Annotated in this window: 12 protein-coding genes and 1 pseudogene; 6 read left to right on the top strand and 7 right to left on the bottom strand. The window is 43.7% G+C overall.

Going from position 1 to position 15,058, the window contains the following annotated elements:
* Positions 1-10: 10 nt before the first annotated feature.
* The 5 genes from M1P97_RS01680 (at position 11) to thrC (ending at position 7,906) form a co-directional block, all read left to right on the top strand.
* Complete coding sequence (locus tag M1P97_RS01680) at positions 11-1,036, top strand: HlyD family secretion protein (RefSeq protein ID WP_249388218.1); 1,026 nt, start codon at positions 11-13, stop codon at positions 1,034-1,036.
* A complete protein-coding gene (locus M1P97_RS01675; RefSeq protein WP_249388217.1) occupies positions 1,036-2,598 on the top strand; it encodes a DHA2 family efflux MFS transporter permease subunit in 1,563 nt (520 codons plus the stop codon). The genes M1P97_RS01680 and M1P97_RS01675 overlap by 1 nt, the downstream gene beginning before the upstream one ends.
* Positions 2,599-2,949: 351 nt before the next feature.
* A complete protein-coding gene (gene thrA, locus M1P97_RS01670; protein WP_249388216.1) occupies positions 2,950-5,391 on the top strand; it encodes a bifunctional aspartate kinase/homoserine dehydrogenase I in 2,442 nt (813 codons plus the stop codon).
* A gap of 2 nt (positions 5,392-5,393) precedes the next feature.
* Complete coding sequence (locus tag M1P97_RS01665) at positions 5,394-6,596, top strand: cofactor-independent phosphoglycerate mutase (protein ID WP_249388215.1); 1,203 nt, start codon at positions 5,394-5,396, stop codon at positions 6,594-6,596.
* Positions 6,593-7,906, top strand: coding sequence for a threonine synthase (gene thrC, locus M1P97_RS01660; RefSeq protein WP_249388214.1), 1,314 nt, complete (start codon positions 6,593-6,595; stop codon positions 7,904-7,906). Before M1P97_RS01665 ends, thrC begins: the two co-directional genes overlap by 4 nt.
* A 92-nt stretch (positions 7,907-7,998) precedes the next feature.
* Here thrC and M1P97_RS01655 read toward each other — a convergent pair whose 3' ends face one another.
* On the bottom strand, positions 7,999-8,355 hold the full coding sequence (locus M1P97_RS01655; protein ID WP_249388213.1) for a DUF488 domain-containing protein: 357 nt from the start codon (positions 8,353-8,355) through the stop codon (positions 7,999-8,001).
* Positions 8,356-8,501: 146 nt separating this feature from the next.
* Here M1P97_RS01655 and M1P97_RS01650 point away from each other — a divergent pair, with 146 nt between their 5' ends.
* Positions 8,502-8,915, top strand: a complete 414-nt coding sequence (locus M1P97_RS01650) for a DUF5856 family protein (protein ID WP_195374993.1) — start codon at positions 8,502-8,504, stop codon at positions 8,913-8,915.
* A 330-nt stretch (positions 8,916-9,245) separates the two neighbouring features.
* On the opposite strand, the gene M1P97_RS01645 is transcribed toward M1P97_RS01650, so the two are convergent.
* The 6 genes and pseudogenes from M1P97_RS01645 to pepT form a co-directional block, all read right to left on the bottom strand.
* The gene (locus M1P97_RS01645; RefSeq protein WP_249388212.1) at positions 9,246-9,683 is read right to left on the bottom strand and encodes a DUF695 domain-containing protein; all 438 of its coding nucleotides are present in this window, start codon (positions 9,681-9,683) and stop codon (positions 9,246-9,248) included.
* Between the two features lie 272 nt (positions 9,684-9,955).
* Positions 9,956-10,709 (bottom strand): annotated as a pseudogene (locus tag M1P97_RS01640) (PDDEXK nuclease domain-containing protein).
* 149 nt (positions 10,710-10,858) lie between these two features.
* Positions 10,859-11,659: a GNAT family N-acetyltransferase gene (locus M1P97_RS01635; RefSeq protein WP_249388211.1), complete on the bottom strand. Its 801-nt coding sequence runs from the start codon at positions 11,657-11,659 to the stop codon at positions 10,859-10,861.
* Between the two features lie 28 nt (positions 11,660-11,687).
* A complete protein-coding gene (locus M1P97_RS01630; protein ID WP_249388210.1) occupies positions 11,688-12,638 on the bottom strand; it encodes a transporter in 951 nt (316 codons plus the stop codon).
* Between the two features lie 94 nt (positions 12,639-12,732).
* Positions 12,733-13,818: a glycine cleavage system aminomethyltransferase GcvT gene (gene gcvT / locus M1P97_RS01625; protein ID WP_195374998.1), complete on the bottom strand. Its 1,086-nt coding sequence runs from the start codon at positions 13,816-13,818 to the stop codon at positions 12,733-12,735.
* A 12-nt stretch (positions 13,819-13,830) separates the two neighbouring features.
* The gene (gene pepT, locus M1P97_RS01620; protein ID WP_249388209.1) at positions 13,831-15,051 is read right to left on the bottom strand and encodes a peptidase T; all 1,221 of its coding nucleotides are present in this window, start codon (positions 15,049-15,051) and stop codon (positions 13,831-13,833) included.
* Positions 15,052-15,058: the final 7 nt, after the last annotated feature.

Raw genomic sequence — 15,058 nt, 5'->3', positions numbered from 1 at the left:
CGTCAAAACTATGGATACAGTAAGTCCCTCTAAAAAAACATCGGGCAATAGTATGGTATGGCTTATCGTCATACTGATTGTTGCTGTTGGCATTGCTTTCCTTTGGTGGTGGAACTACCGCAAATATATATCGACCGACGATGCAAACCTCGACAGTTTCCGGGTTAGCGTTGCGGCGCAAGTCATGGCTCCGATGCTTAAACAGTATGCCTGGGAAGGCGATACGGTGAAAGCCGGTACGATCCTGGCCGAACTGAATAGCAGTACGGTTGTTGCCCAATTGCAGGAAGCCGTTGCACGCCGGGAGGAAATGGTTGCCAACCTGAAACTGGATAAAGAGAATCTCAACACGGCGATCAAGAACCTGAGCCTGGCAGAGATAGACTATCATCAGGCTGAAGTAAACTACCGCCGCGACAAAAAGTTATACGGAAGTGATGCTGTTTCGCAGGAGACATTCCAGAATACGGAAGATACCTATAAAAGTGCCGCCATCAAAGTGGACGTTGCCAAAAATCAGATCAAGATATCGCAGGCACGGATCGCTGCCGGAGAAGCAGCTATCGTTTCGGCAAATGCCGCTATCGAGTCCACCCGCGTATCCCTGGGATATTACCGGATCACAGCTCCGGTCGACGGGGTGATAGCTAAACGCTGGTCGCTGCCCGGCGATATCATCCAACCAGGACAAACGCTTTTCACCATCAACGAAGGGAAAGACCTGTGGGTTGCCGTCTATCTTGAAGAGACTAAATTCGACCACATCAGGATGGGACAACCGGCAATCTTCACGCTCGACGCCTTCCCCGACCTGACCTTCTCCGGAAAGATTTTCTATATAGGTACAAATACAGCCTCGGAGTTTTCACTTATCCCTCCCAACAATGCTTCGGGTAATTATACGAAAGTAGCACAACGTATCCCTCTGAAAATATCCATCGACAAAGCCGTAGGGAAAAAAGACAAAGTAGAAAAGCCAAAACTTGTCTCCGGAATGTCTGCAACCGTTAAGATCGAAAAGGAAAAGTCAAAGTGATGGATAAGACGGATAACACAAGCAACAGTTCCTATAAATGGCTGGTACTGGGCAATATTATGATCGGTACATTCATGGCTGTGCTCGACTCGACCGTTGTCAACACCGGGCTGCCTGCCATTATGGGTACACTCGGGGCGAGTATCAATACGGCCGAATGGGTACTTACCGGTTATATGCTGGCAATCGCCAGTATCCTTCCGGCAGCTGCCTGGTTATCCGACCGCTTCGGATATAAAAAGATTTATTTCCTCTCCCTGTTGGTCTTTACTTTCGGCTCGTTCATGTGCGGCAACTCCACCTCTATCGAGGAATTAATCTTCTGGCGCGTGATCGAAGGACTCGGCTGCGGGGCTATCATGCCGGTGGGTATGGCTATCGTGAGCAATGTATTCCCTCCCGAACAACGAGGGATGGCGCTGGGGTTCTGGGCGATCGCTTCGGCAGCATCGGTATCGTTCGGCCCGTCTATCGGGGGTTACCTGGTAGATAATATGAACTGGAACTATATATTTTATGTAAACGTTCCGGTCGGGGCACTAGCCTTGTTCTTTACGGCTATTTTGCAGAAAGAGTATAAAGCGCAGACGGTACAGCCTTTCGACATACCGGGATTTATTACATCCGGTATCTTTCTTCCTTTGTTCATGTACGGCCTGTCGGAAGTAAACTCATCGACCAACACACAGGGATGGAACAGCCCGATAGTATTAGGCTCCATGTGGATATCGGCTGTCGTGTTTATTCTGTTCATCTACTTCGAACTGACTGTGAAATATCCGCTTATCAACCTGCGTATATTCAAAGATCGTAATTTCGCACTCTCCAACCTGATGATGTTCATATTCGGCATCGGAATGTTCGGAAGTACGTTCCTGATCCCTCTTTATCTGCAAAACAACCTGGGATATTCAGCGTTTCAGGCCGGTATGTTCTTTATCCCGGTGGGGATCATCCAGGGTTTCTGTTCGCCCGCAGCCGGTGCTTTAGGGCAGAAGATCAACCCGAAGATACTGATTGCCGCCGGACTGATCCTGATGTCACTCAGCTTCTATCTCAACTTTTACCTTTCTTTTCTTACGGAGAAATGGTATATCATGCTGAGTCTTTACCTGCGCGGTGTCGGCATGGGAATACTTTTTACCCCGTTATTAACCTTGTCGCTGGCTAAAATCGGAGTGGATATGATGGCACAGGCATCCAGCATCACCAATATCGTCCGCCAGATGGGTGGTAGCTTCGGCGTTGCAATCTTCAGCCACATGCTTACCGCGCGTACCAGCTATCATACCCAACGTTATAGCGAAGCCTTGAACTATACCGGAGAAGTCTATCAGCAGACCATTGACAAGCTAAGTGCCTTCGCCTCACAAACCGCCGGAGCCACCGAACAGTCCGCCCGCTCCCTGGCCGAACAACTCATAATCAAACGACTCGAACTCGAAGCATACATCGGCGGCATCAACGACGATTTCTACATCGCATTCATCGTCACAATGATTTGTATCCTCCCGGTTTTCTGGCTTCGCAGGGTGAGAAAAGAGAAAATAAAAAAACAATAGTAACCAACCTATCCTCTTTTCCTGTCAACTTTCCACTATTTTATCACTTTCTACTGAAAAAATGCTTGCATTTGAAAAATAATGTGTAATATTGCCCCTGCAATAAGATATGAAAACTAGAAAAAGAAAAGAATGATTGCAGGTATAGCATATTATACATGGGCATTGATGACCCCTTGGGGGGTTAGAATTTACAAATAAACAAGCGCAGCGGCCACGTCCTGCATTGTTGCAATCATTTGTATTGCATCCTTTATGCCGGTTCCATCCGGTTCTTATTATCAATTAATTTAGTTACAAATAAATTGTCAATTGTCAACCGTCAATTGTCAACTAAAATAATACATACCGATGAAAGTATTGAAATTCGGCGGAACGTCCGTAGGTTCTGTGAATAGTATTCTGAGTGTAAAGAAGATAGTAGAGGCTATTGAAGAGCCTGTAATCGTTGTCGTTTCTGCCCTGGGAGGCATCACAGACAAGTTGTTGGCGACTTCTGTCATGGCATCCAAAGGGGATGTAGGATATGAAAGGGAGTTTTCCGAAATCATAACACGCCACCTGGACGTGATTGAAGGCGTTATACCCGACAAGATGCAGCGGATAGAAGTACAGAAAAGAGTCATGAGCCTGCTGGACGAACTGGGGAATATCTTCAAAGGTGTGTACCTCATCAATGACTTGTCTGCCAAGACTTCCGACACGATCGTCAGCTATGGGGAACATATCTCTTCCCTGATCGTTTCGAATGTGATCGAAGATGCGCGGTTGTTTGATTCACGCAAGTTTATCAAAACGATCAAGCAGTTCAATAAGCATATTGTCGACTTCGAACAGACCAATCAACTGATTAAAGAAACATTCAATCCGCTACCCAAAGTATCGCTGGTTCCCGGCTTCATCTCATCGAGCACGGAAAACGGGGAAGTAACAAACCTGGGACGTGGTGGTTCCGACTATACGGCTTCTATCCTGGCTACTGCCCTCGATGCCAACGTACTCGAAATATGGACAGACGTGGATGGTTTCATGACTGCCGACCCTCGTGTGATCAGCTCTGCTTATGTGATCGACCGGCTTACATTCACCGAAGCAATGGAGTTATGTAACTTCGGCGCCAAAGTGATCTATCCGCCAACGATCTATCCGGTATATCATAAGAATATTCCGATCCGTATCCTGAACACATTCAATCCGGAGGCACCGGGAACTTATATTTCCAAAGAAAAAGTTAAGGAAGAAGGTAAAGCCATTATTAAAGGTATCTCTTCTATTAACGACACCTGCCTGATCACCGTTCAGGGTTTGGGGATGGTTGGTGTGATCGGCGTTAACTACCGTATTTTTAAGACATTGGCAAAAAGCGGCATCAGCGTATTTATGGTATCACAGGCCAGTTCTGAAAACAATACCACATTCGCTGTCCGTAACGCAGATGCCGACCTGGCCGTGCAGGTACTCGATGAAGAGTTCGCACTGGAACGTGCCCAAGGTGATATGAACGATACAGTAGCAGAAAAAGATCTGGCCACCGTAGCAATCGTTGGTGAAAACATGAAACGTACTCCGGGTATTGCCGGAAAACTTTTCGGTACATTAGGTAGTGCCGGTATCAGCGTTATTGCCTGTGCCCAGGGGGCTTCCGAAACCAATATCTCGTTCGTTATTAAGTTCAAGTACCTGCGTAAGGCATTGAACTCCATTCACGACTCCTTTTTTCTGTCACAATATAAAGTTTTAAACCTGTTCATCGCCGGTGTGGGAACTGTCGGTGGAAACCTACTGGAGCAGATCCGCATCCAGCAACCGAAGTTAATGCAACAGAACGGACTGAAACTGAATGTCGTAGGAGTATCCAACAGTAAACGGGCTCTCTTCCTGCGTGAAGGCCTTAACCTCGAAAACTGTATCGACGAACTAAAGAAAAATGGAGAAGAAAGTTCCCCGGAACATCTGAAGGAAGAGATACTGAAAATGAATATCTTCAACTCTGTCTTTGTTGATTGTACTGCCAATTCAGCCGTTTCCGATCTGTATGAAACATTGCTCAATAACAACGTTTCGGTAGTGGCCGCTAATAAGGTTGCCGCATCCTCTTCTTACAGTAATTATATCAAGTTGAAAGAAACAGCCCGTCATCGTGGTGTAAAGTTCCTGTTCGAAACAAACGTCGGTGCCGGACTTCCCATCATCAATACGATGAATGACTTGATAAACAGTGGAGATCATATCCTGAAACTGGAAGCAGTCCTTTCCGGTACATTAAATTATATATTTAATACACTTAGCGCAGATATCCCTTTCAGCAAAGCCATCCTGATGGCTAAAGAGGAAGGATATTCCGAACCCGATCCACGTATCGACCTGAGTGGCAAAGACGTACTCCGCAAACTGGTTATCCTGGCACGCGAAGCAGGCTATAAGGTTGAACAGGAAGATGTTCAGCGTAAATTATTCATACCTGAAAAATTCTTTGAAGGATCGTTGGATGAGTTCTGGTGTAAGATAAAAGAAGTCGATGCCGAATTCGAAAGCAAACGTCAGCAACTGGAGGCTGAAAACAAACGTTTCCGCTTCGTTGCCAAAATGGAAAACGGAGCATGCGAAATCGGATTACAGGAAGTAGACAGCCATCATCCGTTCTACGAACTGGAAGGCAGCAACAACATCATCATGATCTCAACCGAAAGATATCACGAATATCCCATGATTATAAAAGGCTATGGCGCCGGAGCCGACGTAACGGCAGCAGGCGTATTTGCCGATATAATCTCCATTGCAAATATTCGATAAAGATGAAAAGTATTATAATTCTGGGAGACGGCATGGCCGACGAACCCATCGAGGCACTTGGAGGCAAGACCCCCATGCAATATGCAGATACTCCCTATATGGACAAGCTGGCTGCACTGGGAGTCACCGGACAAATGAAAACGGTTGCCGACGGTTTTCATCCGGGTAGCGAAGTTGCCAACATGGCCGTATTAGGATACGACTTACCCAAAGTATACGAAGGACGTGGTGTATTGGAAGCAGCCAGTATCGGTGTCACCCTCCAACCGGGTGAGATGGCGATGCGTTGCAACCTGATCTGCGTGGAAGGAGAGATACTGAAAAACCATTCTGCCGGACATATTCACACCGAAGAGGCCGACGAGTTAATACAATTCCTCAACGAAAAACTGGGCTCTGACCGGGTTAAGTTCTATACAGGAGTATCTTATCGTCACCTGCTGGTGATCAAAGGCGGTGATAAAAGACTGGACTGCACTCCCCCGCACGATGTGCCCCTCCACCCTTTCCGTCCTCTAATGGTAAAACCCGAAGTTGCTGAAGCAAAAGAGACAGCCGATCTATTGAACGACCTGATCCTGCAATCACAGGAAATATTAAAGGATCATCCCGTAAACCTCAAACGGATTGCCGCAGGAAAAGATCCGGCCAACAGTATCTGGCCCTGGTCGCCCGGTTATCGTCCCGCCATGCAGACCATGCAGGAGATGTACGGATTCGAAAAAGGTTCCGTTATTTCCGCTGTCGACCTGATCCGCGGTATCGGTGTTTATGCCGGACTCGAGGTGATCAATGTGGAAGGAGCTACCGGTTTATACGACACAAACTATGAGGGCAAAGCGTATGCCGCCCTCGAAGCCCTTAAGACAAACGATTTCGTTTACCTTCACGTAGAGGCCAGCGATGAAGCCGGACACGAAGGAGATGTCGACCTGAAAATAAAAACAATCGAGTATCTTGACAAGCGGGCCATCCGTATTATTTACGAAGAGTTACAGAAATGGAACGAACCGGTCGCCATTGCCATACTCCCCGATCACCCGACTCCTTGTTCGATCCGTACACATACCAACACACCTGTTCCTTTCCTGATCTATAAACCCGGACAGGAACCGGATGCAGTAACTTGTTTCGACGAGTTCTCCGTATTGAAAGGCAAGTATGGTGTACTTGAAAAAGATGAATTTATAAAGGAATTATTATGAAATATTACAGCACAAACAAAAAAGCTCCGTTGGCCACCCTCGAAGAAGCCGTAGTGAAAGGCCTGGCGGGCGACAAAGGATTATACATGCCCGAACGTATTGCCAGACTGGATGAAGGTACGATCGATAATATGAAGAATCAGTCTTTCCACGAAATAGCCTGTACGGTAGCACAAGCTTTTTTTGGTGAAGATATCGAACCGGAAACTCTGGATGAAATTGTCAAAGATACCTTGTCATTCGAAACTCCGGTAGTACATGTACATGACAATATTTACAGTCTTGAATTGTTCCACGGTCCAACGTTGGCATTTAAAGATGTCGGCGGTCGTTTTATGGCCCGTCTGTTGGGGTATTTTATCAAAAAGGAAGGCCTGAACGAAGTAAATGTACTGGTTGCTACTTCCGGAGATACAGGAAGCGCCGTAGCCAACGGATTTCTGGGAGTACCGGGTATTCATGTATATGTGCTTTATCCGAAAGGGAAAGTGAGTCCGATCCAGGAATGCCAGTTCACAACATTGGGACAAAACATTACTGCTTTGGAGATAGACGGAACTTTCGACGATTGCCAGGCATTGGTTAAATCAGCCTTTATGGATGAGGAACTGAACCGTCATATGAAACTGACCTCTGCCAATTCAATCAATGTGGCCCGTTTCCTGCCGCAATCCTTTTACTATTTCAATGCTTATGCACAATTAGATAAGATCGGTAAAGCCGATAATCTGATCATTTCTGTTCCCAGCGGTAACTTCGGTAATATCACAGCCGGTATTTTTGCCAACTGGATGGGATTACCCGTTAAACGCTTTATTGCAGCCAACAATCGCAATGATGTATTCCTCAAATATCTGGAAACTGGAGTTTACACCCCGCGTCCTTCTGTTGCTACGATTGCAAATGCGATGGACGTCGGCGATCCGAGTAACTTTGCCCGCATCATGGATCTGTTCGATATCTATGAAGATAAACATCAGGAAATATGCCAACATATCACCGGCTATCGCTTCACCGACGAGGAGATCGAACAGACAATCAGATATGTATATAAGAACGATGGATATCTACTCGACCCACACGGTGCTTGTGGCTACCAGGCATTGATACAAAATGCACTTGAAGCCGACGAAACCGGTTTATTTCTGGAAACAGCCCATCCGGCCAAATTCAAAGATACAGTCGACCGTATCCTGGAAGCAGATATAGAAATTCCGGCTAAATTGCAGGAATTCATGAAAGGTACGAAACAAAGTATCGAACTAAACAAAGAATTCGATACATTCAAGTCGTATCTGATGTCAAAATAAAGGACTCCAAATATAATTCTATAAAACAAATGCCATCAGGAATGTCTTTATACACTTCTGATGGCATTTACTTTATTCAAATCACAAAATACTCAAACGACTTTTTCCAAATACTCTTTCAATATCAAAGCATGATTATGATCCGGGCTCTTGGCAGCATAAAGCAAAGTAACAACCGGATATTTCTTTATTTCTTCAACTAGCTTTTTAATGGCATCCGAACCTGCCAACTCCTTTTTATACAAAGCAGCAAACTGCTTCCATCTCTCATCGGGTGCCTGATGAAACCATTCACGTAACTCAGGAGAAGGAGTTATCGCTTTTTCCCATAAATCATAATGCAGAGCCTCCTTCTTCATTCCCCTTGGCCACAGACGGTCTACAAAAACTCTATAACCATCCGACTCATCAGGATCTTCATAAACTCGTTTTAGTTTAATATGTACCATATCTTATTTATATATCAGTTGCTTATATAAACAAGATTTATAAACGTATTGTTATCATCAATATTCTTACTCTGTTTTTCCATATTCCTGTAAACATCCCCGACATCAATAATGTTATATACATACAAAACATAAATAAACAAATTATGAGTACAACAGTAAAATCAGAACAAAAAGAAAAAGTAGCTCATACTTCAAATAAAGAGCTTGCAACATTTATTGGAGAACTGTTTTCCTTCAACAGTAGTTTAAAATTATTCCACTGGAGTGTAACCGGAACGGGTAGCTACGCTAAACATATGGCTTTAGACGAAGCCATCGCTTCTTTATTGGATGTGATCGACAGAATTACAGAAACAACATACGCCATGGTTGGTGACATGCAGATTTCAATTCCTGAAACCAAAACACCGAAGGACATTGTAAAACATGCAACGGATTTCTACAATTATGTAGAAAAACACAGAGATCTGTTCCCTGAAGCATTCTCTCAATCTATCATTGATGATTATCAGGAAGCTATCCAGCAGTTGCTTTACAGATTAATCCGATTGCAGTAATCTATAATTCAATTGTTCTTTTTTTGATATAAATTAAAAAGTTATCTCTTTAAGGAGATAACTTTTTATGTTTTAATCCTATTCCATCATTAATTCCATGTAAAGTAACAAAAAACGACTCTGTTTATTATCATGTTTTGCAGCGAATAGAGATATTAAGAGCCCTACTAAAAATATTAAAATTGTTCCAAATACAATAGTCAAGATGAACGGACATCCCCGCCCCCCAGGCTGGTAATCTACCTCCGGCAAATGTATATTAGCTTCCGCCTGGGGCTGGTTTGTAAAACTCTTGAAGAGTTTTCGTCTGACGTCTTTTGTATAATTATTTCAATCGACAGCCCACTGCTTCATTTCATACATATCCAGATACTCTTCCCATTCAGGGTCTATTTCCGTATAAATCGAAATAGGAAGCAGTTCGAATGAAGCTAACGCTTCATTCAATCGTTCTCCAAAGACACGGACAGTACGGGTATAGAATACCCAAATCTTCTCTCCCGCTCCGGTATATACGGCAGTCAGGATAGACAGTTTATCTTTTTCCATGGCTTTCTTCAATGCCTCCTGAACGTTTTCCATTTGTTCGGCAAGTGCATCGTCTGGCATTCCTTTTTCATCCCCTTCATATTTCCAGGTGATCTCTACACGTTCCTTGAACTTCCCGGATTGGATAAACTCTGTCAGTTCATCACGCCCATAGATTGTTACCAGATTTCCGGACTCGTCTTCCGACAATGCTGTAAACCATTCATCACTTAATCTCATATATTCTTATTTTTATTATATTATGCGATAGTATATTTCATCTTTTCCTCTTTCTTTCTCTTCTTCCACAACTGCCAACTATTGAAAATATTCTGCCACATATTATATACATAGCAGCATACAAGCCTGATTATCAAAAGAAAATTCCACCTATTACTAACAGTGGGTAACAAAATAGTAACAAAAAACGAAGAAATTCGCTTAGTGGTGGGCTTCGTGTGCAAAAGTAACAAAAGGCAACTACCTGCCAAAAAAGAAATAAGACTTTTTCCTTACAATAGCTTTTTCAAATCCTCAATGTCCGGTAGAGCATTACGAAGTCGTTCCGGCATATCCTTGGACGCACGGTATGTAGCAACTCCCATCGGTTTGTTATAATCACGAACTGCAAACTCTACAAAGATTTGATTCATTTCCCTGCAAAGAATTATTCCTATAGAGGGATTTTCATTTAGTATCAGGCAATGTTTGTGCGAAATTGTTAGGCAAAGTTCCCCGATGGCTGTACAGGTCTGCTTTTAAGTAATCCCTTAAAGTGTACTTACTCCAATAGCGAATGGCGCACTCATGTATATAAAATAGCCTTGCTTCCAAAGTCTTAGCTTTGGATATGATTTCGGTATGATGACTAAAGCCGATTGAAAGGAAGTCTGACCAGTTAAATTCATCAGCCATTGGCTGGCGAATTACGCTCAACAGCAATTTTTCATTCAACACTAAATCGTCAGCCATTGGCTGGCGATTTAAAACGGGTTCCCATGCTTCATAGAAAATTCGCATATTCTTAATATTCGAAGCTGAAAATCCTCTTAGCCCCGGTAGTTCTTTTTGCAACAGAGAAGATATTTGTTCAATTGCACCTTTCCCCCAAAAGCCTTTACGGGAATTTTCCGACACGTAACGTCCGATACCGTAATAAAGAGATAGCTGTTCCTTGTTCACCGATGCAGCTGCACGGTACTGGCTGCGTAGAATAGCTTCTTTTATAGTCTTTACTGCTTCCCTATAATTCTGATTTATATCCATTTGCGCTTTGTTACATGCAACAAAAGTACAAAAATAATGCTGGCGAAAAGAAAACAAAGGTATTTTTTCTTTTCGCCGGCACCTATCTTGCTGTCAGGACAAAGAAGTTTAGTCCGTTTTGGATATATAAACAAAGGAACGTACTAAACTCAATCTGTAATCTTTTTATTACAATACTCCAAAAATGCCACTTCGCCTATTTCACTTAACAGTTTCTGATTCTCAATAAAATTCTGTCCATACTTTAACCAACGCTTGGTAAAGCCTTTAAATTTGGTACATGGGAAGCTGCTGCATTGGAAACAATGTGTTATCTCTTTCCCCAAACAACATAAATGAAATGTTTTGCATTTTTCACAGCGAGAACTATTTAGCTCGGCTCCTCTGCAAGGTCTTTTTTCTCTCGTATATATGGGACATCCCCCACAAAAGACACCACAAGCAGGAATACGACCATTATAAGGCTTAATTTTAGCTACCTCCCTTGCCACCCAAAAATTAGTAAGAGAAAGCTGATTCGCTTTGCGCTTTTGTTCTTCCTCTACTACATAACCTTTTTTTTCAAAGAAAGGACGAGCAGTTAAACTCACTTCGGATGTAATCCGCATAATCCCGGCTGTAATTGCATACCGTTCTATTTCTTCCAAAAGCATCGTGGCAATACCCTTACCTTGAAAATCCTTGTGAACAAACATAGAATGTAAATAGCCTTGAGACGTAATAGATGAAAAACCAACGATTTGTGACTGTTGATTAACAGCTACAATAAAATAGTGAGTCTTTATCATCTCTCCTATTGCAGATAGATTATCTCCGCACGATGCCCAATCTTCAACTTCTGCCTGTGAATAATCACGTCTATTTATTACGAGAACAGTATTTTGAAATAACTCTTTTAGTTCAACCGCATCCGGCTGTTGAGCTTGCCTGATTGTAAAGTCCGTCTTCATACATCTAATTTTCAATATCTTATACTTGTTATTTCAACTCATTCTTTCTCTTCTTCCACAACTGCCAACTATTGAAAATATTCTGCCACAAGACATAAGATCCTGGGCCTACCGACGATACAGGATCGAGATAAGTATAAGACATCCAGATAGCAAGTACCGTATTCTTTTGTCCCAACGCCTGCCCGGCACTGATACGGTCTTTATAAATAGTTCCGATTCGTTTGCCCAGAAAAAATTGCAAGGCACAAGTAACAAAACCGGCAAATGCGATCAATATCTCTATCTCCACCGGGATACTACTGTCGGCAAGCGACTTCACGGTCTGGCCCGTTACAACTGCCAATGCTATTCCCCACATATAAAAAGCCAGATCATGAAAGCCTAACAAAAAGTGATGTACTTTCGGAAGATAATACCGAAAAAACAAAGCCAGAAAGAACGGGAGAAGTAATAATGGAAATACCTTACTCAATATCTTCAGAAAAGCCGTCAAGAACGTTACATCCGTATGGGGTTCGACCAATGGGAATATTAAAGGAACAGCTACCGCCGCCATAATATTCGAAAGCAAGGTATAAGTAGTCAGACTAGACGCACTCCCTCCCAACTTACCTGTAATCACAGCCGCAGCCGTCGCCGTCGGACAAATCAAACAAACCATTGCTGCTTCAAACACTTCACGATAAGAGCCTCCCATAGGGATAAAGATCAATAACGCAGCTAATGCACAAGACGAAACGATCTGAAACAACAACAACCATCCATGCCACGGGGACGGCATCAATTCCCTCCAGTCTACTTTACAGAAAGTAAGCAAGAGCTGTCCAAAGATCAAAAAGGGGGTGAGATATGAAATAAACGTATTCAGAAACGGTCTTGCCGGTTCCAGAAATGCGACATTGGCAAATATAAAATAACCCAACGCACCTGCCAGCATGGCAATAGGCAACGTCCAGTTTTTCAAAAAATTCAACATACAATCTGTCTTTATATTTCGCCGTAAAGATAGACAAAAAAAGCCCCATTCGACAACGAACAGGGCTTCTTATTTATGCATACTTTATATTGTATTATTTACGGAACGGAGCTTTCACCACCTGAGCTTTCAGATTCCTGTTACGCACCTTCACGAAAAACTCTGTACCGACTTTCGCATATTCCGGTTTCACATAACCCATACCTATACCTTTTTTCAATACAGGAGACATGGTTCCGGAAGTAACCACCCCGATCACATTATCTTCAGCATCTACAATCTCGTAACCATGACGGGGTATACCTTTATCTATCAGTTCGAATGCACACAGTTTGCGTGTTACGCCTTCTTTCTTCTGACGTTCCAACTCCTCACGGTTGGTAAATTCTTTTCCTTCTGCAAACTTGGTGATCCATCCCAGACCTGCTTCGATCGGAGAAGTCGTATCATCCAGGTCGTTTCCATACAGACAGAAACCCATTTCCAGACGAAGCGTATCACGTGCACCCAGACCTATCGGCTTGATACCTTCCGGCTTTCCAGCTTCGAAGATGGCATTCCAGATCGTCATAGCATCATCCAGATAGAAGTACAGTTCGAAACCACCGGCACCCGTGTAACCCGTATTAGAGATAATCACGTTCTTACATCCTGCAAATTCACCCGTTACAAATGAATAATAAGGAATAGAAGACAAGTCGACCGGAGTAAGACGTTGCAAAACTTCAGTTGCTTTCGGTCCCTGGATAGCCAGCTGTGCAGTACGATCGGAAGAGTTTTCAAGCTCTGCTCCCACTGTGTTATGACTCACACACCAATCCCAGTCCTTCGCAATATTACCGGCATTTACTACCAGTAAATATTTTTCCGGTTCATAATGATAAACCAGCAGATCATCTACAATACCGCCTTTATCATTCGGGAAACAGGTATATTGTGCCTTACCCAAAGGCAAAACAGAAGCATCATTAGACGTGATACCCTGAATAAAAGCCAGCGCATTCGGGCCCTTTACCCAAAACTCACCCATATGAGATACATCAAACACACCTACACCATCCACTACGGTCATGTGTTCGTCGATGATGCCGGTATATTCAATAGGCATATTATAGCCGGCAAATTCGTGCATTTTTGCTCCCAATGCGATATGCACATCGGTAAACGGAGTCGTTTTCATGTTATTATTCGTTTAAGATTTTTGAGCTAACAGCTCGGTTATTTTTATTATGGTTTGCATACTTTTTTCCAGTGAACCCACCGGAAGGAACTCATAACGTCCATGGAAGTTCAGTCCTCCCGCAAAGATATTCGGGCAAGGCAATCCCATAAACGACAGACGGGCACCGTCCGTTCCGCCACGAATCGGCTTAACCAACGGTTTTACACCGACAGCTTCCATCGCTTCGAACGCCAGGTCCACAATATATTTCTTCGGTTCAACCACCTCACGCATATTATAATACTGGTCGCGAAGTTCGAGTGTCGTACTACCCGGATGTATTTCATTCATACGTTTTACCAATAGACGCAACTGTTCTTTCTTTTCTTCGAACAAGGTACGAACATGGTCGCGGATGATATAAGACAAAGAAGCCTCTTCCACGGTACCGGACATATTAGTCAAGTGATAAAACCCTTCATACCCCGCTGTATGCTCCGGACGTTGCGATGCAGGCAACCAGGAAGCGAACTCGATCGCCAAAAGCGAAGCATTCAACATCTTATTCTTTGCATAACCCGGATGAACATTCAACCCTTTGAAAGTTACTTTTGCTCCGGCAGCATTGAAGTTTTCATATTCCAGTTCACCGATCTGTCCCCCATCGATCGTATAAGCCCATTCGCAACCGAACTTTTCCACATCAAAATGATCGGCACCCTGGCCTATCTCTTCATCGGGAGTAAAACCGATACGAATCTTTCCATGTTCGATTTCCGGATGATCCTTCAGATACTGAACAGCCGAAATGATAGCGGCCACGCCACCCTTATCGTCGGCACCCAGCAAGGTTTTACCGTTAGTCACGATAATATCCAGCCCTTTATAGTCGTTCAGTTCGGGAAACATCCGGGGAGAAAGTACGACATTCTCTTCAGCACACAGCACGATATCTCCCCCTTTATAGGTTACGATACGCGGCGTCACATCCTTGCCGGACATATCCGGACTGGTATCCAGATGTGCAATAAAACCGATGGTCGGCACTTTCTTTGTTGTATTAGCCGGAAGAGTTGCCATCAGATAGCAATTATCATCCAGGGTAATATCTTCCAGGCCAATTGCTTCCAGTTCCTTTACCAATTCAAGGGCAAGCACCCGTTGTCCGGGAGTACTGGGCGTTGTGCCCGTCTCTTCGTCCGACTGTGTGTCGAACGTAACGTACTTCAAAAATCGTTCTGTCAGATTCATAAGGCTG

Source organism: Parabacteroides leei (assembly GCF_023369805.1).
In the GTDB taxonomy this organism is placed as follows: Bacteria; Bacteroidota; Bacteroidia; order Bacteroidales; family Tannerellaceae; genus Parabacteroides; species Parabacteroides leei.
Note: the sequence above shows the minus strand (reverse complement) of the source record. Positions and strands in the feature narration are given on the sequence as shown.